This is a genomic window from Salinibacterium sp. VpJ6 (genome assembly GCF_059767345.1).
The window spans coordinates 768,720-788,372 of the sequence record NZ_JBSOQL010000001.1; the positions used below are offsets into that span (position 1 = coordinate 768,720).

The 19,653-nt window shown below is 62.1% G+C and carries 20 protein-coding genes and 2 tRNA genes; 13 read left to right on the forward strand and 9 right to left on the reverse strand.

Going from position 1 to position 19,653, the window contains the following annotated elements; translation table 11 throughout:
* The first annotated feature begins 235 nt into the window (after positions 1-235).
* The 3 genes from cmtR to ACWTV1_RS03770 are packed head-to-tail and all read left to right on the forward strand — an operon-like array spanning position 236 to position 3,290.
* Positions 236-607: a Cd(II)/Pb(II)-sensing metalloregulatory transcriptional regulator CmtR gene (gene cmtR / locus ACWTV1_RS03760; RefSeq protein WP_498504178.1), complete on the forward strand. Its 372-nt coding sequence runs from the start codon at positions 236-238 to the stop codon at positions 605-607.
* Positions 604-2,622, forward strand: coding sequence for a heavy metal translocating P-type ATPase (locus tag ACWTV1_RS03765; protein ID WP_498504179.1), 2,019 nt, complete (start codon positions 604-606; stop codon positions 2,620-2,622). Before cmtR ends, ACWTV1_RS03765 begins: the two co-directional genes overlap by 4 nt.
* On the forward strand, positions 2,619-3,290 hold the full coding sequence (locus ACWTV1_RS03770) for a DsbA family protein (RefSeq protein WP_498504180.1): 672 nt from the start codon (positions 2,619-2,621) through the stop codon (positions 3,288-3,290). The genes ACWTV1_RS03765 and ACWTV1_RS03770 overlap by 4 nt, the downstream gene beginning before the upstream one ends.
* Here the strand turns inward: ACWTV1_RS03770 and ACWTV1_RS03775 are convergent.
* Positions 3,287-4,531, reverse strand: a complete 1,245-nt coding sequence (locus tag ACWTV1_RS03775) for an acyl-CoA dehydrogenase family protein (protein WP_498504181.1) — start codon at positions 4,529-4,531, stop codon at positions 3,287-3,289. The two genes, ACWTV1_RS03770 and ACWTV1_RS03775, sit on opposite strands and share 4 nt — an antisense overlap.
* Positions 4,532-4,788: 257 nt before the next feature.
* Positions 4,789-4,861 (reverse strand) — tRNA-Glu (locus ACWTV1_RS03780).
* A gap of 79 nt (positions 4,862-4,940) precedes the next feature.
* Here ACWTV1_RS03780 and ACWTV1_RS03785 point away from each other — a divergent pair.
* Complete coding sequence (locus ACWTV1_RS03785) at positions 4,941-5,405, forward strand: hypothetical protein (RefSeq protein WP_498504182.1); 465 nt, start codon at positions 4,941-4,943, stop codon at positions 5,403-5,405.
* Between the two features lie 50 nt (positions 5,406-5,455).
* Here ACWTV1_RS03785 and ACWTV1_RS03790 read toward each other — a convergent pair whose 3' ends face one another.
* Positions 5,456-6,388 (reverse strand): diacylglycerol kinase family protein, encoded by a 933-nt coding sequence (locus tag ACWTV1_RS03790; protein WP_339619712.1) that lies wholly within the window; start codon positions 6,386-6,388, stop codon positions 5,456-5,458.
* Between the two features lie 56 nt (positions 6,389-6,444).
* Between ACWTV1_RS03790 and ACWTV1_RS03795 the strand changes: the two genes are divergently transcribed.
* The 7 genes from ACWTV1_RS03795 to ACWTV1_RS03825 all read left to right on the forward strand — a co-directional run bounded on the left by ACWTV1_RS03795 (position 6,445) and on the right by ACWTV1_RS03825 (position 12,908).
* Positions 6,445-7,080 (forward strand): MBL fold metallo-hydrolase, encoded by a 636-nt coding sequence (locus tag ACWTV1_RS03795; protein ID WP_339619711.1) that lies wholly within the window; start codon positions 6,445-6,447, stop codon positions 7,078-7,080.
* A 64-nt stretch (positions 7,081-7,144) separates the two neighbouring features.
* Positions 7,145-7,771, forward strand: a complete 627-nt coding sequence (locus tag ACWTV1_RS03800; RefSeq protein WP_339619710.1) for a TetR/AcrR family transcriptional regulator — start codon at positions 7,145-7,147, stop codon at positions 7,769-7,771.
* Positions 7,768-9,468 carry an MDR family MFS transporter gene (locus tag ACWTV1_RS03805; RefSeq protein WP_498504183.1) on the forward strand — a complete coding sequence of 567 codons (1,701 nt, stop codon included), beginning with the start codon at positions 7,768-7,770 and terminating at the stop codon, positions 9,466-9,468. Before ACWTV1_RS03800 ends, ACWTV1_RS03805 begins: the two co-directional genes overlap by 4 nt.
* 164 nt (positions 9,469-9,632) lie before the next feature.
* Positions 9,633-10,091, forward strand: coding sequence for an LpqB family beta-propeller domain-containing protein (locus ACWTV1_RS03810; protein WP_498504184.1), 459 nt, complete (start codon positions 9,633-9,635; stop codon positions 10,089-10,091).
* Positions 10,088-11,725 (forward strand): DUF5671 domain-containing protein, encoded by a 1,638-nt coding sequence (locus ACWTV1_RS03815; RefSeq protein WP_498504185.1) that lies wholly within the window; start codon positions 10,088-10,090, stop codon positions 11,723-11,725. Before ACWTV1_RS03810 ends, ACWTV1_RS03815 begins: the two co-directional genes overlap by 4 nt.
* 141 nt (positions 11,726-11,866) lie before the next feature.
* The gene (locus tag ACWTV1_RS03820) at positions 11,867-12,328 is read left to right on the forward strand and encodes an SRPBCC family protein (RefSeq protein WP_498504186.1); all 462 of its coding nucleotides are present in this window, start codon (positions 11,867-11,869) and stop codon (positions 12,326-12,328) included.
* Between the two features lie 10 nt (positions 12,329-12,338).
* The gene (locus ACWTV1_RS03825; RefSeq protein ID WP_498504187.1) at positions 12,339-12,908 is read left to right on the forward strand and encodes an SMI1/KNR4 family protein; all 570 of its coding nucleotides are present in this window, start codon (positions 12,339-12,341) and stop codon (positions 12,906-12,908) included.
* Positions 12,909-13,035: 127 nt separating this feature from the next.
* Here ACWTV1_RS03825 and ACWTV1_RS03830 read toward each other — a convergent pair.
* Positions 13,036-13,107, reverse strand: a tRNA-Gln gene (locus ACWTV1_RS03830).
* 102 nt (positions 13,108-13,209) lie between these two features.
* Here ACWTV1_RS03830 and ACWTV1_RS03835 point away from each other — a divergent pair.
* Together ACWTV1_RS03835 and ACWTV1_RS03840 are read left to right on the forward strand one after the other, a co-directional pair.
* On the forward strand, positions 13,210-13,761 hold the full coding sequence (locus tag ACWTV1_RS03835; RefSeq protein ID WP_498504188.1) for a PadR family transcriptional regulator: 552 nt from the start codon (positions 13,210-13,212) through the stop codon (positions 13,759-13,761).
* Positions 13,758-14,195 carry a hypothetical protein gene (locus ACWTV1_RS03840; protein ID WP_498504189.1) on the forward strand — a complete coding sequence of 146 codons (438 nt, stop codon included), beginning with the start codon at positions 13,758-13,760 and terminating at the stop codon, positions 14,193-14,195. Before ACWTV1_RS03835 ends, ACWTV1_RS03840 begins: the two co-directional genes overlap by 4 nt.
* A 3-nt stretch (positions 14,196-14,198) precedes the next feature.
* Here ACWTV1_RS03840 and ACWTV1_RS03845 read toward each other — a convergent pair whose 3' ends face one another.
* Genes ACWTV1_RS03845 through ACWTV1_RS03865 form a run of 5 tightly spaced genes read right to left on the reverse strand, consistent with a single transcriptional unit; the run spans position 14,199 to position 19,641 of the window.
* Positions 14,199-15,140 carry an NAD(P)/FAD-dependent oxidoreductase gene (locus ACWTV1_RS03845; protein ID WP_498504190.1) on the reverse strand — a complete coding sequence of 314 codons (942 nt, stop codon included), beginning with the start codon at positions 15,138-15,140 and terminating at the stop codon, positions 14,199-14,201.
* Positions 15,137-16,627 (reverse strand): glutamate--tRNA ligase, encoded by a 1,491-nt coding sequence (gene gltX / locus ACWTV1_RS03850; protein ID WP_498504191.1) that lies wholly within the window; start codon positions 16,625-16,627, stop codon positions 15,137-15,139. Before gltX ends, ACWTV1_RS03845 begins: the two co-directional genes overlap by 4 nt.
* A 54-nt stretch (positions 16,628-16,681) precedes the next feature.
* Positions 16,682-17,452 carry a fumarylacetoacetate hydrolase family protein gene (locus tag ACWTV1_RS03855; protein WP_100388517.1) on the reverse strand — a complete coding sequence of 257 codons (771 nt, stop codon included), beginning with the start codon at positions 17,450-17,452 and terminating at the stop codon, positions 16,682-16,684.
* Entirely contained in the window at positions 17,449-18,555 is a 1,107-nt protein-coding gene (locus tag ACWTV1_RS03860) for a branched-chain amino acid aminotransferase (RefSeq protein WP_498504192.1), read from the reverse strand. Before ACWTV1_RS03860 ends, ACWTV1_RS03855 begins: the two co-directional genes overlap by 4 nt.
* Before the next feature lie 39 nt (positions 18,556-18,594).
* On the reverse strand, positions 18,595-19,641 hold the full coding sequence (locus ACWTV1_RS03865; protein ID WP_498504193.1) for a 3-isopropylmalate dehydrogenase: 1,047 nt from the start codon (positions 19,639-19,641) through the stop codon (positions 18,595-18,597).
* Between the last annotated feature and the right edge of the window lie 12 nt (positions 19,642-19,653).

Sequence of the window (19,653 nt, forward strand, 5' to 3'; positions counted from 1 at the left end):
AATCCATTCGAGGGTTTCGAGGCGTAGCAGGTCTCGAAAGTCTCTCCCGCATCCAGAAACCGAGTGGATGCCGCTGCCCCGGAACCACTACTGAGTGGTTCGTATTGACGAGGACAACGAGGTGGGATACTCCCCTTCGCGTGCCCCATGATAGCCGACGTGCGCGCGGGCAACGCGGGAGAACTCACAGTTTCAGACGTCGATGTTCGGTCAGTACTCGCTGTATAGTCAGCACATGCTGACCATTGCTTCTCGCATCGACGTCATGAACCGTTTAGGTCGCGCCATGGCTGACCCCACTCGGGCGCGCATCCTGCTCTCCCTGCTCGACAAGCCCGGCTATCCCGTACAGCTGGCCCACGACCTTGAGCTCACGCGCAGCAACGTCTCTAACCACCTCACGTGCCTACGCGGCTGCGGACTTGTAGTGGCGACGCTTGAAGGGCGGTCGACTCGCTACGAGATTTCGGACCCCCATCTTGCCCATGCTCTCAACGACGTCGTGAACGTTGTGCTCGCCGTTGATGACGGCACACCGTGCGCTGGCGATAACTGCAATGATCCGTTCTGTTGCACCCCGGCAACGGCGACGGAGGTGACCGCGTGAGCGAAGAATGCTGCGGAGTGGATGCCCCACGTACGCCCCGCGGCGCCGATTCCTCTGCGGCCGCTCCCGCCGACGGAGCCAGCGCTAGCCCCGCTGTCGCGGTGCACGACGATCTCGCCCCGTGGTGGCACGACCGAGGACTCGCTCTACCGGCGGCCTCGGGCGTTCTGCTTGCGGCATCCGTCATTGCACTGTGGTCGGGCGGAGCGGACTGGCTCGTCACCGCGCTGCAAGGGGTGAGTTTGCTCGCCGGCGCGGTAACGTTTGTGCCCGGCGCGGTACGCCGTCTCCTGCGTGGCTCGTTGGGCGTCGGCTTGCTCATGACGATCGCCGCCGTGGGGGCATTACTTCTGGGCCACGTCGGCGAAGCGGCCGCCCTCGCGTTTCTGTTCTCGATCGCCGAGGCGCTCGAAGATCGCGCAATGGATCGTGCGCGCTCTGGCTTACGCGCTCTGCTCTCCCTCATTCCTGACACGGCGCTGATCGAGCGCGACGGAAAACTGCTCACCCTGCCGGCTCGCGACATCGTGGTCGGCGATCTGCTCGTCGTGCGCGCGGGCGAACGTGTGGCGACGGATGGCGTGGTCACGAGCGGTCGCGGCAGCGTCGACACGTCTGCGGTTACGGGCGAATCGCTGCCCGCCGCGGTCGATACCGGCGACACCGTTCTTGCCGGCTCTATCAATGGCGACGGTGCCCTACGCATCCGCACCACGGCGAACGGTACCGACAACTCGCTCACGACGATCGTGCGCCTGGTCGAGGAAGCGAATGCGCGTAAGGGCGATCGCGCTCGCTTGGCCGACCGAATCGCGCGTCCCCTTGTACCGATCGTGCTGGGGGTAGCCGCTGCCATCGTCGGCTTTGGCTTCCTCGTCGGGGACCCCGAACTCTGGACCGAGCGTGCGCTCGTCGTGCTCGTCGCCGCGTCACCGTGCGCTCTCGCGATCGCCGTTCCCGTGACCGTCATCTCGGCCATCGGGTCGGCGAGCAAACTCGGCATCATCGTGAAGTCGGGCGCCGCTTTTGAACGGATGGGCAGCATCCGCACGGTTGCCTTCGACAAGACCGGCACGCTCACCCAGAATCGCCCCAGCGTTGTTGCGGTCGAAACGCTGGCTACCGTGACCCGTGACGACGTGCTCAGCATCGCCGCCGCGCTCGAAACTCACAGCACGCACCCGCTGGCCCATGCAGTACTCGCCGAGCGGCCTGTGCACGTCGAAGCCGAGAACGTTCGCGAAGATGCCGGTCGCGGAATATCGGGCACGCTCGACGGTGTTTCCGTGCGCGCCGGAAGCACCCGGTGGATGGATGCTGGCGAACTGTCGCCTGTCGCCCTGCGCCTGGCCGACGACGGCATGACGGTGATGGCGATCGAACGCGAGGGCATCGTGATCGGGCTCCTCGGCATCCGCGACGAGCTACGACCCGAGGCTGCTGAAGCTGTTGCACAGTTGGCGAGCGCGGGCATCCGCACTCTCATGCTCACGGGAGACAACGCGCGCACAGCAGCAACGATCGCGCGCGACGCGGGCATCAGTGATGTGCGTGCCGAGCTATTACCGGCTGACAAGGCCAGCGCGATTTCGAGCCTGACGAACAACTCCCCCACGGCGATGATCGGCGACGGCATCAACGACGCCCCCGCTCTCGCGACGGCCGATGTGGGCATCGCGATGGGCGCTACCGGATCTGCTGCTGCGGTCGAGTCGGCGGATGTCGCCTTCACCGGCAGCGACCTGCGCCTCATTCCGGTGGCGTTGCTTCATGCGCGGCGCGGGCGTCGCATCATGACGGGCAACATCGTGCTGTCGCTCGCGATCATCATTGGCCTCTTTCCGCTCGCGCTCACGGGTGTTCTTGGGTTGGCGGGAGTTGTGCTTGTGCACGAGCTCGCGGAGCTGGTCGTTATTCTGAACGGCCTCCGCGCAGCCAGGGTTTCACGTAGCCTTGATGCACGCTCAGCACTGGGCGATCGCCGTCAACCCCAGCCTGTTCGGAGTCTCGTGTGAAGAAAGCCCTCCTGCCCACTTTTGCCGCGCTGGGGATTCTCGCGCTCGTTGCCGCCTTCGTGTTCGTGTACGTCACGGCCAAGAACGCGGACTCTGACACGGCGAGCACCGACAGCACCACCGGCTCTCAAGAGCTCGCTTCCACCGTGGCCAGCGACTCGAACTACGTCGATAATGTCGGGCCGGACGCCGTGACGATCGTCGAGTTCCTCGACTTCGAGTGTGGCGCATGTGGCCAGTTCTACCCGTACGTCGAGGCAATGCGCGAGGTCTACGAGGGCGACATCAACTACGTCGTTCGCTACTTCCCGCTGCCCAGCCACCTCAACTCGATGGATGCCGCTATCGCCGCCGAAGCTGCCGCCCAGCAGGGTGAGTTCGAGGCCATGTACCAGCGACTCTTCGAAACTCAGGGCGACTGGGCCGGCGGCACTCCTCCGCAGACGGATACCTTCCGCGCGCTGGCAGAAGAAATCGGCCTCGATATGGACGCCTACGATGCCGCCGTTGCCGCCCCCGCCACTCAGGCGCGCGTCGAGGCCGACTTCGACGCGGGTGTTGAGCTGGGCGTCAACAGCACTCCCACCTTCTTCGTGAATGACGAATACATCGAGACGAGCCGTCTCGAGAATCTGCCAGAGGCTGTTGACGCCGCAGTCAAGGGCTAGGTGTACCAGCTCGGCTCGGGCACTTCATTGAGCAGCACATACTGACCAACTTCGCGCTTCTTGTACGGTGCAGGGTCGTGCAGGCTGTGGGTGCGCAGGTTGCGCCAATAGATATCGAGCCCCACTGAGTTGGCGGATGCTCGCGCGCCCGTCAGCTCGAACACCTTCGTCGCGACTTCTAAACCGTCGTCGCTGATGCGCAATTTTCCCGCTGCAATGCGCACCGCGATCTCGCCACGACGGCGTTCGCTGAGCTCGGTGCGCGGCGCGTGAAGCACGGCACTTATCTCGCTGCCGACCGCATCGAGCAGGGCCTCATCCGCCCAGAGTTTCGACTGCAGCTCGCCATAGCCAGCCAGGATGTACCACTCCTCGCTCGCGTGAGCTTTGTTATCGCCGCCGTAGGGCCAGGCGCGGCTCTTGGTGCGAGTGTACGAGGATGCTGCTTCGATCGCTCCCTGCGCGATGCCGAGATAGAAGTTCGCGAAAACCAGTTGGATGGCGGGCACATTGAGCGTGCCGTAGGTGAGCGGCTGAAACTCTTTGTTCACGAAGCCGAGGGCTGACGACCATCCGGTGCGTACGCCGTTGATTTGCACCGAGCCAGATTCGGTCAGGCGCTGGCCGAGGTTGTCCCAGTCTCCGTTGAACACGATTGCAGGCTGAGTTGTGGGCACGATAGCGAAGACGTGGGTGTCGGTTCCTTCGAGGATGCCCTCGAGCACGGTGAGGTCAGACACGACGCCGCCCGTAGAGAATGACTTGTGGCCCGTGAAGACAATCTCTTCGCCCTCATCCGTGACCACTAGGTCAGAGTCGCGGGGGTTCACGGCGCCGCCGAAGAGGAAGTTGTTCTCCGTGTAGTGCTTCTCTACGGCAATAACTTGCTCCTCGGTCGCGACGAGGCGCGCCGCCCACGCCCACAGATAGTGGTACCCGAGCAATTGCCCGATGGAGCCATCGCCCCGGGCAATGGTGCGGATCACTGTGTATGTGGTCTCCCACGTCTGCCCACCACCGCCATGCTCGACCGGGCCGAGAAGCGTGACGAGCCCCGAGTCTTTGAGAAGCGCAACCTCGGCGTGCGGAGGCTGGTTCGCGGCATCCCGCTCGACAGCGTCGGCCGCGAGGATGTCGGAGACTTCTTGAGCGCGTGCGAGCCAGCCTTCTGGCGTGGTGGGGCGGGCGACGTCAGCCCACCGGTTCTCGATCGCGGGACGGGCAATGATGACATCAGACATAGCAATACTCCTTGAGTTGTAGACCCCGTTTTCTGAATGGGTGCACTACATCCTGTGCCTGATTCAACACGATATGGAGTTTGTGTCGCCTTTTTTCGTACGGCTACTCGCTGTTACGCCGAGTGAATGGAAATGACACTCCCTCGAGCGCCCAACGGCCTTCCACAACGCCGCCGTTGACCCCCCTGAACTGGGTGTCCCGTTAACGATGAAATCCCGGTCATGTTCAAACGAACGTGACCGGGATTTTGCTACTGTGACCCCAGCGGGATTCGAACCCGCGTTACCGCCGTGAGAGGGCGGCGTACTAGGCCTCTATACGATGGGGCCTCACAACAACTAGAAAAGTATGCCACATCTTTTGGGCAACTTTTTCCACATCTGCCAATTTCGAACCTCTGGATTTTTCTTGACTGCCTTCACGCGCGCCACCACCGCCACGTTTCTCAGCATTGCAGCCATTGTTGCGCTCGCCGGGTGCTCTCTACTTTCTCCAGAAATTCCTCGGGATGCTGCTGGCCAGGTGCTCGAACCGACCGTCATTGGCTCCACGCAATTGCTCGTGGATGACTGCTTCACGTTTGTAGAGGGATCTAACCTCAGCGAAGCCGAAGTTACCCCGTGCACGGCGGAACACACGCACATCGTGATCGGCAAGGGCGAACTCGCCAAGAACGCCATTACTGAGGCCGGCGGATTGCAGAACGCGGTCTCGTCAGCCTGCTCAGAAACCTTCAGCGCCTTCAAGGAAACTGTCGCTGACGGCGAGCGCCCTGATCAGGAGTTCATTATTTCCGAGCGCACGACCGACGATGGCGCCCTCATGACCGACTACGCCTGCATCGCGACCGACGGCGCGACGCCCGAAGCCTAAACGCCGCTGACCCGCTGCCTCCCTGACCCGCGTGAGCCGCCGACCCGCGACTACGGTCGCTGGTCGAGAATATTCAGCACGCCCGGGACCATCTTGATGTCGATGGGCAAGGCCGCGAACCGTTCACCATCGGCGTAGGCCATGATGCCCTCAGATTCGATCCGAATCTTCTTGGCCCGATGCACCGTGACGCGCGGATCAGTGAGATGGGTCCCCTTGAAGACGCGCGGAAAGACCCGCAAGAAAGCGGAGCGTGAGAGAGCTTCGACGATAAGAACATCGGCGAAACCATCATCCAGAAGAGCATCCGGGGTCACTTTCATGCCGCCGCCGAGCGACACGTTGTTGCCCACGCTGACGAGAGCGCCGGTCGTCTCGATTACCGTGCCGTCGAGAGTGAGTTTGTACGTGATGGGGCGCAAGCGCAGCAGCTCGATGATGAGAGCGACTGTGTAGCGGCTGGCACCCCGAGGCCACGACATGAGATTGGCGCGCTCGTTGACGATCGCATCGAAACCCGCCGAGAGTACGCACGCAAACCACCGCGTAGCCGCCGCCCCTGTGGCTTCATCGACGTAGGTGACGCTACCGGCATCGATCGCCCGCGTCGGTCGAGCCAGGCCGCGCACGACACTGGCTACAGCGGCATCCGTATCTGAGTAAGGGATGCCTAGGCCGCGGGCCATGTCATTACCTGTGCCCGAGGGGATGATCCCGAGCGGCACCTTCGTTGTCGCGACGAGATTGGTTCCCAGATTGACCATGCCGTCACCGCCAACCACGAGCAGAGCATCCGGCTTCTTCGCTACCGCCTTACGGCCGCGCTTGAGAAGCAACGCAAAGTTGGGTTGTTCGAGGGCCGTGACTTCATGCCCAAGAGCGCGCAACGCTTCAACAGCACGCGGGCCGACATTTCTGCCACGCCCGAACGATGCTGTGGGATTGATCGCGACAACAAGACGCAGGGGTTTGATCGACTCCACACTTCAGTATGTCGCACGGCCTCGCATCCGGCGCACCACGGGCATAGGCTGAGGACATGAATGTGACCAAGTATGAGCATGCGTGCCTCGTTCTTGAACACGACGGCGAGCGCCTCGTGATCGACCCCGGCAACTTCACGAGCCCGCTCCCCTCACTCGAGAACGTGACCGCAATCGTGATCACTCACCAGCATCCCGACCACTGGTCCGACGATCAGCTGGCGCGCATTCGCCAGGACAATCCCGACGCGCCCATCTTCGGTCCGGCCGGAGTCGCGGCCGCTGCCTCGAACTGGAACGTCACGACCGTGGCAGACGGCGCGAGCGAAACCGTTGGAGTGTGGACGCTGGAATTCTTCGGCAGCGAGCACGCTGTCATCCACAAGTCGATACCGCTGATCGATAACGTTGGCGTTCTCGTTAATGGCACTTTCTGGTACGGCGGCGACTCTTTCACTGTTCCGCCCGAGCCCGTGCAGCACGCAGCGATCCCCGCGGGCGCTCCGTGGCTCAAGATCAGTGAGGTCATGGATTACGTGGCTGAGCTGGCCCCTAAGCGCGCGATTCAGACACACGATGCTGTGCTCTCCGACAAGGGACTCGCCCTGTCAGCCGCACGAATTTCGGATGTCATGGCGGGCTACGGCGGCGAGTTCACCGTTCTGCAGCCGGGCGAATCGATCGCGCTCTAGCCCCTAAGTATTTTCACAGCTTTTTGCAGTTGTGCATTTTTGCAGTCTCTGCAATTATTGCTGAGTGCCTGACACTCCTGCCCTTGGTCTTCGCGACCGCAAACGAATCGAAACGCGCCTGCGCATCGAAACCGCTGCGGTCGACATCGTCACGGCCGAGGGTCTCGACGGCGCCACGGTCGACATGATCAGCGACCGCGCCGGCATCTCGCCGCGCACCTTCTTCAACTATTTCGACAGCAAAGAGGACGCGATCCTCGGCACTCAAGACATGGGCGAAGTTCAGCGCGCAATTGCCGCCGGAGTCGCCTCCGCAGAAACCGATGATCTCGTCGCTGCGATCGTCTCCACCATGTTCCAAATCTTTGGCCCGATGGCCGCCCGCACCCAGCTCAAAGCTCAACGGATGGCGCTCGTGCAAGAGCACCCGCGCCTATTGAGCCGCCAGATTCACCAATTCACGCAACTGAACAGCACGATGGCTGCTGCCGTTGTCGAATTCCTCAACAAGCGAGAAACTACGCTCCCCCGCGACCCCGAATACGTCGCCGAAATTGCCGTAGCCACTTGCGTCGCATCCGTTCGAATCGCAGTCAAGGAGTGGATCGCTGCCGGCGCTACCGCCGACATCGACTCCATGTACCTTCGCTCGATCGGACTTACACGAGAAACACTGAACACACTTCAATGACAACCACGAACGAACCTCCCGCAACCGCGACTGACGGCGCCGCCGTTGACGGCACCACGACGAGCGACCCGGCAACGAAGCGCAGCATTCTGCTGTTGTTCGCCGGCCTCATGGTCACCATGCTGCTCTCGGCGCTCGATCAGACCATTTTCAGTACCGCTTTGCCCACCATCGTGGGTGAACTCGACGGCGTGAACCACATGCTGTGGGTGACGACCGCCTACATTTTGGCCGCCACCATCATGATGCCCGTATACGGCAAGCTCGGTGACCTCATCGGTCGCAAGGGCCTCTTCATCGGCGCGATCTCCATCTTCATGGCTGGCTCGATCATCGGAGGCCTCGCCCCCGACATGACCTGGCTCATCGTGGGCCGCGCCGTTCAGGGCCTCGGTGGCGGTGGCCTCATGATCCTCTCGCAGGCGATCATCGCCGATGTGGTTCCCGCCCGTGAACGTGGTCGCTACATGGGTGCGATCGGTGGCGTCTTCGCTCTCGCGAGCGTCGCTGGCCCCCTGCTCGGTGGCTGGTTCACCGAATCCATCGGATGGCGCTGGGCGTTCTGGATGAACCTTCCGCTGGGTGCGCTCGCCATCTTCGCTGCCGTGATGCTGCTTAAGTTGCCCAAGAACACTCGCGGCAAGCCCACGATTGATGTCGCTGGCATGGTTCTTCTCGCTATCGCCTCGACGGCGATCGTTCTCGTCACCACCTGGGGCGGAACTCAGTACGACTGGGATTCGCTCATCATCATCGGCCTCATCGCTCTGGCAATCGTCGCTGGCTTCTCGTTCGTGATGGTCGAGCGCGCCGCTGCTGAGCCGATCATGCCGCTGCACATGTTCAAGGAACGTAACTTCGTTCTCACTACGGCATCCGGACTCATCACGGGTATCGCCATGTTCGGCGCTCTCGCCTACATGCCGACTTACCTGCAGATGGTCACGGGTGTGAATGCCACTCAGGCTGGCTTCTTGATGATCCCGATGATGGGCGCGATGCTCGTCACTTCGATCGTCGCAGGCCAGCTCGTGAGCCGCACGGGTCGCTACAAGTGGCTTCCGCTTACGGGTTCGTTCGTGATCGCAACAGGCTTGGCACTGCTTTCCACGATGACGCCGGATCTGCCGATTTGGATTCTCTGCAGCTACCTCGCGGTGATGGGACTCGGCCTCGGTATGAGCATGCAGATGCTCGTGCTCATTGTTCAGAACACGTTCCCGAACGCTCAAGTGGGAACGGCGACCTCATCGAACAACTACTTCCGCCAGATCGGTGCTTCCATCGGTACTGCGGTGGTCGGTAGCCTGTTCGTCGCTCGCCTCACCGAACTGCTCGATACTCGCCTTCCGGCTGCAGCCGCGGGCGCGACGGGAGACACCAACTCCTTGACGCCCGCTGCCGTGCGCGACCTTCCTGATGCCGTTCGCGAAATCATCGTCGGCGCGTACAACGACTCGCTCGCTCCCGTGTTCCTCTACATGGTGCCGCTCGTGCTTGTCTCTGCCGTGCTCTTGATGTTCATCAAGGAAGTTCCGCTGGCCACAACCATCGACCGCGCCGAAGCTACCGAGACACTCAACGTGCTCGGCGATGACGACACTGTCGCTACTGAGGCTCCGGATGCTGAATCTCACGAACTCACGAACGTGACCGAGCACTCTGGTCCGATCTCGATTATTCGCAGTCAGCCTTAGCGGTTGGTGAGGTGATCGCCTCGATTACCCCACCGGCAGGGCAAGCCCGCAGCGCTCTCGTTCCACAACGGATGAGTGAGTTGCGGGCTTCGCCCTATTAACGACCCGGAAATTAGAGGTTCCACCGAATAGATTTGTGGTCGTTTCTGAGAGATGCTTAGCCCATGACTCAGGAAGCTGCTCGACCCGATCGAACGTTGGCGGTAATACTCTCGGTGATCGCCGCCATCGTGGTTATTGCCATCGTGGTGGTGTTCACGCGCGGTGGGCCCACCGATATCGACCCCTCCACGCCCGAGGGCGTCGTTCAGTCGTACTCGCGTGCCATGGTCGCCAGCGACTTCGAAACGGCACGCAGCTTCGTTTCTGCAGGCGTTCTCGACGAATGCGAAGAAGCCGACCGAAGCCCGCTTCAAGGACTGCGGATGACCGTCATCTCCACCACTATCGACGGCGCCACCGCTGTAGTGAAGGTCTCTCTCGAACAGGGCAGCGGCAATTTCGGCGGCTCGAGTTACAGCTACGACGATCTCTTCACTCTTGTCGAGGAAGGTGGCGACTGGAAAATCTCAACCACCCCTTGGGAGCTCACGTACTGCTACGACCAAGGATTCCGTGGATGACCTCTACAACTAGTTCTCCGGCAGCACCTCCCGCAGTGGGAGGCGTGCAAACCGTCCGCCGCTTCATCACCTATGCGCTCCTCGCCGCGACGGTGATTATTGCGGCGAGCGGCCTTAGCGGGCTGCTCGATCGTCTCTTCACCCTCAATCGCATCGAGGTCAGCTACGACAATTACGGGCTCGCGACTTCTCTCGCTTCCGCGCTGGTCGCCGGCCCCCTCGCTGCCCTGCTCTGGTGGCTGATTTGGCGTGACGGCACGATGGCGCGAGACCGCGCATCCATTCTCTGGCCCGTCTATCTCGTGGTCATGTCGACGGTTGCTTTGCTCGTTTTCACCATTGCGCTGCTCTCCTGGCTTGCCGACACCATTCGCTACGGCTGGAACCCTGCGGGGCTCGCGGTCGGCATTGTGTGGGCGCTCGTGTGGGGGTGGCATTACTGGATGTGGCAGCACCCTGCCAAGGGCCCGACGCGCCTTCAGGGCGCAGCACCCGCCCTCGCCTCCCTGATTGGGCTGACCTACGGCGCCGGAGGCCTCGTCTCTGCGCTCGCCCAGCTCATCGATGCCGCCGCGGACGCCGGCTCGCGCTCGGTCGTGGTGAGCGATCCGCTGTGGCAGATCGTCGCGCAGTCCCTCGTCTGGGCAATCGGCGGCGCACTGTTGTGGCGTTGGCACTGGGTGCGCTTGGGCGTGCGAAACCACACCTTTGGCTTCAGCACCGTGCTTCTCGTGTTCATCACGGGAATCGCTTCGCTCGCCGTGTTTGCGTTCGGGCTCATCATTCTGCTGTCGATCCTTCTCGAGCTCGCGACCGGACTGCAGCAGCCGCTCGCGACACTGCTCGACCCGCTGGGTACAGCGATCGCGGGAGCCGCAGTCGGCGCGGTGGTTTTCAGATACCACTCGCGCATCATTGCCGAGCGGTCCGCCGGCGTGCGTGCGGCAACCTCGCTCTCGACCGCGGGCGTCTCACTGGCTTTCGCGGCATCCGGCTTCGGGGTCACGATCAACGCCTTGCTCGCGACATCGAGCGATCCGCTGCTTGCGGGCAACATCCGCAGTCTGCTGCTTGCGGGGCTCAGCGCACTCGTCGTTGGCGGAGCGCTCTGGTGGCTCACGTGGCGACCCCGTGAGGCCTCTCTGCCGGAGCGCGTTGCCACTCCCGGCCGTCGTGTCTTCCTCGTCATCATCTTCGGATTGAGCGCTCTCGTAGCGCTCATCACGTTGCTCGTGATCGGCTTCCAGTTGTTCGCCTTCTTGCTCGATGGCGGCAGCGGCGAAAGCTTCATCGAACGATCACGACAGGCGCTCGGCTTGCTTACGGCTACCGGACTCGTCGCTACCTATCACTTCATGATTTGGCGCAAGGATCGAGCATCCGATGTCGACACCGAGCCGGTGCACCGCATTGGGCGCGTCACGCTCGTGTCGTCGAGCACCAACACCGAGCTGCTCGAGGCCGTTCGCGCAGCCACGGGCGCGCGAGTGACGGTGCTGCAGCGAGCCGAGCCTGTGACGAGAGAGCCGGATGTTGCGGCTGTCGTCGCTGCCCTCGACGGGGTCGAGGCAGCTCACGTGCTGGTCGTGGCCGGAGCGAAGGGCAAGGTCGCGGTAATCCCGCTGGTTTCGTAGCATTGCGCATGTTCCGTTGCCGTACCGCTGATTTTCTGGCGACCGCAGCGGGGCCTGCGGCGTCGCACAGCCGCTGCGCTGGATCATCGTTGCAGCGAGTCCGGCGGGAGGTTCGCGTTCGTTGAACTGTAATCTCAGATCATGACGCAGTTGATCGTGCTCGATACGGTGTTCGATGCCCCTATCGCCGAGGTGTGCGCGCTGTCGTTGAGCGTGAATCTGCACCTCGATTCGATGACGCACCATCGCGAGAAGGTTGTTGCTGGCCGCACCTCGGGCCAGTTCGTCGAGGGCGATGTCGTCACCTGGTCGGCACGCCACTTCGGCCTGCCGCTGCGGCTGACGATCCGAATTTTTGACGTGGATGCTCCGCACCGGTTTGCGGATGAACAAGTCAGCGGCCCTTTCGCCGCCTACCACCACGAGCATCTCTTCACCGAGGTCGACGGCCGCACCCACATGCAGGATCGCCTCACCTTCGCGGCCCCCTTCGGGTCACTCGGGCGCCTCGCCGAGAAGCTGTTTCTGCGGCGCTACATGCAGACGCTGCTCGAGGAACGAAACGCTGCGCTGATCAGCTCCCTGCGCCCAGAGCAGCGGTAACGTGCATCACATGCCCCACAACGACCATTCACCCGTGGCTGCCTACCGCGAAATACTCAAAATTCGGGGCATTCCCTTTGAAGAAGCAGTTGAACCACCGATCTACACAAAGGCACAGATCAGAGAACGCCTACTCGCGGCGACGGGGAGCGCGCCGGAGGCGCTGGTCGATTGGTTTTCGTGGTACAACGGCGTGAGATACGTCGGACGAGTCAGTTCCGGCTTCTTCCTCGACTACGACCTCATCTCACTCGATGGAGCGCTCACAACCTTCTCCTATCGACTAATGCTCGGCGCCAGAGGGTCGAGCGGGGAACACAACCCTCACTTCCCGATCCTCAGTCGCTCAGGCGCCGGTGACCTGATGATGGTCGATCTCACCGAAGGGAATGCTCTTCTCTATTACTTCTGGGGCTTAGAGAAAATCGCCATCGCCGATTCGCTCGCAGGTCTACTCAATAAATGGGGCGACTACGTCGCTCATCACGTGTCGTGGAACAGCGAAACGCAGTTCGTCGAGTTCGCGCCACCTTGGGTCGAACTCGACCGCGATTTCCGCAGCGCGATGGGCCTGAACTAGCGCCCAACGTGAGCGAGCTAGCTGCACGTCTCGTGCGGCTAAGAGCGCAAGAGGCTCCGCACGGCACCGGCAAAGAAAAAGCCCGGCGTGAGCCGGGCTGGGCGGGAGTTGCTCCCTAGATGTTTTGCTGGGGTACCTGGACTCGAACCAAGAACAAAAGAATCAGAATCTTCCGTGTTGCCAATTACACCATACCCCACAGGATTCAGCCGCAGCCGAACCGATTTACTACTTTAGCGCATCCTGAGCGGGTTGTGGTTCACTCCTTGACGCCATATAGGACTTGTCCTATATTCGGAGCATGGCTCTCCTCCACGCCGTGCTCGGCTTCGTCGCGATTCAGCCCATGACCGGCTATGAACTCGGCAAAGCATTCTCGACAACCGCCGCACACTTTTGGCCCGCCGATCAGTCGCAGCTCTACCGCACCCTCCACCGCGCCGAAGCCGACGGCCTGGTCGAAAGCACCACCGTCGAGCAAGCAACACGACCCGACCGCCGCCTGTACACGCTGCTCGAGCCTGGCCGCGAAGCGTTGGACGCGTGGCTGGCCTCCCCCCTTGAACCAGACAACTCCCGCGAACCTTTTCTACTGCGGCTGTTCTTCGCCGCGTCGCTCGGCACCTCAGGCGTTATCGACCTGCTGGACCAACGTCGATCCGCCGCCGTAGAACTCCTCACTACGCTCGACGCTCTCGCCTCGAGTGCGCCCCGAAAAATCTCGAAAGCCACTCTCGCCATCCAGTTGCAATACGCAACGCTCGAATCCGGACGAGCCCACGCGCGCGCCGAGATCACGTGGCTCGATGAACTACGTACCCAACTCGCCGACCACAAGGAGCCCGCCCGATGAATAAGATCACCACCCCCATCCACCGCGCTGCACGCATCGGCGCCACTATCGCGGCCGTGCTCTTCACCCTCGTCGCGCTCTTCCAACTCGCCGTCGTGCTCGGAGCACCCCTCGGCGAGCTCACCCAAGGCGGAGCGAACAAAGGCACGCTCCCCACTCAGGGCCGAATCTTTGCCGGCGTCTCTGCCGCCCTCGTTCTCGTCATGGCGGCAGCAATTCTTGCTCGCACCGAACGCGGTCCCCTGAGATTCGCCCCACGCCGACTCATCGCCGCGCTCGCCTGGATCACCACCGCCTATGCGGGCGTGGGCGTCATCCTGAACCTCATCACGCCAAGTGTCGTCGAACGAGCCGTCTGGGCCCCCGTCACCGCGGTGATGTTCGCCGCGTGCCTCGTCACCATGCTGAAGACGCGAGGCCGCACCGAAAAGTGAGTTCTAGAGCAAGTCCCGGTTGATGACCGCGGCAACCTCAGCGCCGTCGCCCGCGGCAACGATGAGTTGCTGGGGGCCGGGCGGAGTGGCATCACCAATCGCATAGGCTCCTGCCGTGCTGGTGCGGCCGGCAGCGTCCACGACAATCAGACCCTCCGCGTCGAGTGTGAGCTGCAAGCCCACCGCAAAGTCGAGCACGGTCTCATAGTCGGGGCGCACAAATGCGGCCTCGCGCGTAATTGTTTCGCCGTCGGCGAGCACAACGCCGTTGAGGCCATCACGGTCGCCCGCGACATCCGCCACCTCACGACGATCCACGCGAACACCGCGCTCCGCGAGCATCGCCTCATCAGCATCGCTCACGTGGCCAACGCCCTGCGTGAAGACAATTAGATCGCGGCTCCACTGCGAAAGGAGCAGTGCGCGCTCCGCCAAGTCATCCGTGTGCCCGATCAGCGCAATCGGCTTGTCCGCATACTCGTAGCCGTCACACTCCATGCACGAATGGATGCTCGTGCCATAGAACGCGCGAAGCGTCGGCAGCTTCGGCAGCACCTCGCGCAACCCGGTCGCGATCAGCACGGTGCGGGTCGTTACCGCTCCCCCGCGATGCGTGACGGTGAAGCCGGCGCCGACGGCCGCAGAAGCGCTAGCGGTATCTATTTCAGCAGCAGCATTCAGCAGCTGGATGCCCTCCACAATCGTGCGCTCGAACGAGACGTTCGGATACTGCTCTAGCTCCTCACGGCCCATCTTGCGAAGCTCGAGAGGAGAAATACCATCGCGGCTCAAAAAGCCGTGAGAGTGGAACGTCGCCGAGTTGCGGGGGCGATTGCTGTCGAGCACGAGAGTGCGGCGACGCGCTCGCGCCAGATTCAGCGCAGCACTCAGTCCGGCCGGTCCGCCGCCGACAATGACAACATCCCAGTCGAACTGCTCACTCATAGCTGGGCGCGCAACACCTTCAGGCGAACCAGTGACGATTCCTTGCCCAACAGTTCCATCGACTCGAAGAGCGGCGGGCTGATGCGACGACCAGCGATCGCACTACGCAAGGGTCCGAAAGCCAGTCGCGGCTTCATCTCTTTCTCCTCGATGAGCTCGGCGCGCAACGCTGCCTCAATGGCATCGTGCGTCCAGGAATCGAGATCGGTCAGCACGGCAATAGCGGCATCCAGAACCTCGGGGCCCTCAGCCTTCGGCATTGCGTCGGCCTCAACAACCAAGTCGGCATCTGCCGTGAACAAGAACTGCAACAGCGCAGGCGCGTCGCCGAGCAGCTGCATGCGCTCCTGTACGAGGGGTGCGGCAGCGGCCAGCGTCTCGAGCTCAGCCTCGGTCGGCTCCTCCGAAATGACGTCAGCAGCAACGAGGTAGGGCACGAGACGACCAGCGAACTCCTCCGCCGAGAGCAGACGGATGTGGTCGCCATTCAGCGACTCCGCCTTCTTCACGTCGAAACGGGCCGGGTTCGGGTTCACGTTCACCACGTCGAACGCGGCAATCATTTCTTCGATCGAGAACACGTCGCGGTCAGGCGCAAGCGACCAGCCCAACAGCGAGAGGTAGTTGATGAGGCCCTCGGGGATGAACCCGCGGTCGCGGTGGTGGAACAGGTTCGACTCGGGGTCGCGCTTGGAAAGCTTCTTGTTGCCCTCACCCATCACGTAAGGAAGGTGGCCAAAGCGCGGGATCGCGTCCGTTAGGCCGATCTCGATAAGAGCCGTGTAGAGGGCGATCTGGCGAGGTGTGCTCGAGAGCAGGTCTTCACCGCGCAGCACGTGCGTGATGCCCATGAGCGCGTCATCCACCGGGTTCACGAACGTGTACAGCGGAGCACCGTTTGGGCGCACCACAACGAAGTCAGAGAACGAACCGGCGGGGAACGTGATGTCGCCACGAACCAGGTCGTCGAAGCTCAAATCGGAGTCGGGTACGCGCAAACGCAAAGCCGGCTTACGGCCCTCTTCTTTGAAGGCGGCGATCTGCTCAGCGGTGAGGTCGCGCTCGAAGTTGTCGTAGCCCCGCTTGGGGTCGCAACCGTTGGCCACATTGCGGGCCTCGATCTCTTCACCGGTCGCAAAAGATTCGTACAGGTGACCGGAAGCCTTCAGCTTCTCGATGACCTCAAGATAGATGTCAGAGCGCTGCGACTGGCGGTAAGGCTCGTGCGGGCCGCCGGTCTCCACACCCTCGTCCCAGTCGAGGCCCAACCAACGCATCGCGTCGAGAAGCTGCAAGTAGCTCTCTTCGCTGTCGCGAGCGGCATCCGTATCTTCAATACGGAACACCAACTTGCCGCCCATGTGGCGTGCGTAAGCCCAGTTGAACAGGGCAGTACGAATCAGCCCGACGTGGGGCGTACCCGTAGGTGACGGACAAAACCGAACGCGAACGTCGGAAGCGGTTGCAGTAGAAAATGGCGCAGACATTGCCACCATTCTAAGCCGCAGAACCGCCCTCTGCAGGCGGTTCTGCGGCAACGCCTACTTGGCGATAGAACGAACCGGGTTGCTCAGCGTGCCGATACCCTCGATCGTGATGTCGACGGTGTCGCCGTTCACGATCGGGCCAACGCCAGCCGGCGTACCCGTGAGGATAATGTCGCCGGGCAGCAACGTGAACGCCGCGGAGGCGTACGCCACTTGCGCTGCCACCGAATGGATCATCTGGTCAACGGTGCCGTCTTGCTTGAGGTCACCGTTCACTGTGGTGCGGATGCTCTGCGAACCCACCACGAATTCGGTCTCGATCACGGGCCCGAGCGGGCAGAACGTGTCGAAGCCCTTGGCGCGGGACCACTGGCCGTCCTTCTTCTGAAGGTCGCGAGCGGTGACATCGTTGGCAATCGTGTAGCCAAAGATGACGCTCTCAAAGTCGGCCTCGGCCACGTTCTTAGCGATGCTGCCGATGATCACGGCAAGCTCACCCTCGAACGCCACTTCTTCGGACTGCGTCGGCAGCATGATGGCGTCGCCGGGGCCCACGACAGACGTGTTCGGCTTGATGAACATCATGGGAGCATCCGGAACCTCGTTGCCAAGCTCCTTAGCGTGCTCGGCATAGTTGCGACCGAACGCCACGACCTTCGAACGCGGGATGACCGGCGCCAGCAACTTGATGTCCGAGAGCGGCAAGCGCTCGTCAGTGGTCTCAAAGCCGTTGAACATCGGGTCACCGGTCAGAACGACAATCTCGTCGCCGTCGATGATTCCGTAGCGGGCGCCTGCGCCAGCGCTGAAACGAGCTACCTTCATGCGTCGAGCCTCATCATCCAGCCGTGCTTGTCTTCGCGACGGCCATATTGGATGTCGGTGAGCTCTTCGCGCAGCGACATCGTCAGTTCGCCGGCGGGAGCATCCGCCGACCCAAATTCCACACCGTCACCCTTGAGCATGGCGATGGGCGTGACGACCGCGGCGGTACCGCACGCGAACATTTCAGTGATCTCGCCCGACTCAACGCCCTCGCGCCACTCTTCCAGAGTGACCCGGCGACGCTCGACCGTGTGGCCGCGGTCTTCAGCGAGCTGCAAAACAGAGTCGCGAGTGATGCCCTCGAGGATCGACTCGGACTGCGGCGTGATGAGCGTTCCGTCTTTCTTGACGAGAACCACGTTCATGCCACCGAGCTCTTCGATGTACTTGCCCTCTTCGGCATCCAAGAACAGAACCTGGGCGCACCCCTGCTCTGCCGCTTCTTGCTGCGCGATGAGCGATGAGGCGTAGTTGCCGCCGGTCTTGGCCGCACCCGTTCCGCCCTTACCTGCACGCGTGAAGTTCGTGGAGATCCAGATCGAAACGGGAGCAACGCCACCGGTGAAGTAGGCGCCAGCCGGGCTTGCGATCACGTAATAGTTGACCTTCTTTGCCGCGCGCACTCCGAGAAATGCCTCTTTTGCGAACATGAAGGGGCGCAAGTAGAGGCTCGTCTCGGGAGCGCTCGGCACCCAGTCGCCGTCAACCGCGATGAGCTGCTTGAGCGAATCGATGAAGGCCGGAACCGGAAGTTCGGGCAGCGCCATGCGACGAGCGGAACGCTGCAACCGTGCACCGTTCGCCTCGGGACGGAAGGACCAGATCGATCCGTCTTGGTGACGGAAGGCCTTGAGTCCCTCGAAGATCTCCTGCGCATAGTGCAGAACGGATGCCGCCGGGTCGAGCTGAATCGGACCATACGGCTGCACGCGCGGTCGGTGCCAGCCGCCCATCTCTGACCAACAAATGTCGACCATGTGGTCGGTGAAGTTCACACCGAAACCAGGGTTAGCCAGAATCGCGTCACGCTCTTCGACCGAGCGGGGTTCTTGGTTCTTCTTCACCATGAAGGTGAGGGGGCGATCAGCCAGCAGATTCTTCATCAAATGTCCTTAATGACGTACAGCCACAATGGCGGTGGGTTAATTCTGCGCTACAGCGTCGGCAATTGCACTGCCAATCTCAGACGTCGAGCGTGCGGCGGTGCCGCGAGTGCTGAGATCGGCTTCCACGGCCGCCGTGACCTTAGCCGCGGCATCCGTGTGACCGGACTGTGAGAGCAGCAATGCAATCGACAGGATTGCCGCCGTGGGATCAGCGAGTTGTTTGCCCGCAATGTCGGGCGCTGAGCCATGAACCGGCTCGAACATGGAGGGGAATTCCCCGCTCGGGTTCAGATTGCCGGAGGCGGCCAAACCAATGCCGCCGCTGATGGCTGCTGCGAGGTCTGTGAGGATGTCACCGAAAAGGTTGTCAGTGACGATGACGTCAAATGTACTCGGTTTTGTCACGAGGAAGATAGTTGCCGCATCAACGTGCAGGTAATCGACCGCGACATCCGGGTATTCGGCAGAAATACGGTCGACCGTGGACTGCCAGAGGCCACCCGCATAGGTGAGAACGTTGGTCTTGTGCACGAGCGTGAGCTTCTTGCGCGGGCGAGCCATCGCGTGCTCGAAAGCAAAACGAACAACGCGCTCGACACCGTAGGCCGTGTTGAGCGACACCTCGGTCGCGATCTCGTGAGGCGTGCCGGTGCGGATGCTGCCGCCATTGCCCACGTAGGGGCCTTCAGTACCTTCGCGCACGACAACAAAGTCGACAGCGCCGGGCTCGGCCAGCGGCGACGTGACACCGGGGAAGATCGTGGTGGGGCGCAGGTTCACGTGGTGATCGAGCGCGAAGCGCAGCTTAAGCAACAGACCTCGCTCGATGATGCCGCCCTTGAGGCGAGGATCGCGCGGGTCTCCCCCGACAGCACCGAGCAGAATCGCGTCGTGCTTCGCGAGCTCTGCCACGTCGGAGTCTTCGAGAATGGTGCCCGACTCGAGGTAGTGGCTGGCTCCGAAGGGGAACTCGGTGGTGGAAACATCCACCCCGGTTGCCTTCAGAACTTTGAGGGCCTCGGCCACAACTTCGGGCCCAATACCATCACCGGGAATGACTGCAAGCTTGATCTGAGAAGGCATGTAAATACAGTA

Bases quoted from the DNA above. Each gene is read 5' to 3' on its own strand.
- cmtR (WP_498504178.1), top strand. From the start codon at position 236: ATGCTGACCATTGCTTCTCGCATCGACGTCATGAACCGTTTAGGTCGC.
- ACWTV1_RS03775 (WP_498504181.1), bottom strand. From the start codon at position 4,531: ATGTCTGATGTCATCATTGCCCGTCCCGCGATCGAGAACCGGTGGGCT.
- ACWTV1_RS03795 (WP_339619711.1), top strand. From the start codon at position 6,445: ATGAATGTGACCAAGTATGAGCATGCGTGCCTCGTTCTTGAACACGAC.
- ACWTV1_RS03805 (WP_498504183.1), top strand. From the start codon at position 7,768: ATGACAACCACGAACGAACCTCCCGCAACCGCGACTGACGGCGCCGCC.
- ACWTV1_RS03810 (WP_498504184.1), top strand. From the start codon at position 9,633: ATGACTCAGGAAGCTGCTCGACCCGATCGAACGTTGGCGGTAATACTC.
- ACWTV1_RS03815 (WP_498504185.1), top strand. From the start codon at position 10,088: ATGACCTCTACAACTAGTTCTCCGGCAGCACCTCCCGCAGTGGGAGGC.
- ACWTV1_RS03820 (WP_498504186.1), top strand. From the start codon at position 11,867: ATGACGCAGTTGATCGTGCTCGATACGGTGTTCGATGCCCCTATCGCC.
- ACWTV1_RS03825 (WP_498504187.1), top strand. From the start codon at position 12,339: ATGCCCCACAACGACCATTCACCCGTGGCTGCCTACCGCGAAATACTC.
- ACWTV1_RS03835 (WP_498504188.1), top strand. From the start codon at position 13,210: ATGGCTCTCCTCCACGCCGTGCTCGGCTTCGTCGCGATTCAGCCCATG.
- ACWTV1_RS03840 (WP_498504189.1), top strand. From the start codon at position 13,758: ATGAATAAGATCACCACCCCCATCCACCGCGCTGCACGCATCGGCGCC.
- ACWTV1_RS03845 (WP_498504190.1), bottom strand. From the start codon at position 15,140: ATGAGTGAGCAGTTCGACTGGGATGTTGTCATTGTCGGCGGCGGACCG.
- gltX (WP_498504191.1), bottom strand. From the start codon at position 16,627: ATGTCTGCGCCATTTTCTACTGCAACCGCTTCCGACGTTCGCGTTCGG.
- ACWTV1_RS03855 (WP_100388517.1), bottom strand. From the start codon at position 17,452: ATGAAGGTAGCTCGTTTCAGCGCTGGCGCAGGCGCCCGCTACGGAATC.
- ACWTV1_RS03860 (WP_498504192.1), bottom strand. From the start codon at position 18,555: ATGAAGAATCTGCTGGCTGATCGCCCCCTCACCTTCATGGTGAAGAAG.
- ACWTV1_RS03865 (WP_498504193.1), bottom strand. From the start codon at position 19,641: ATGCCTTCTCAGATCAAGCTTGCAGTCATTCCCGGTGATGGTATTGGG.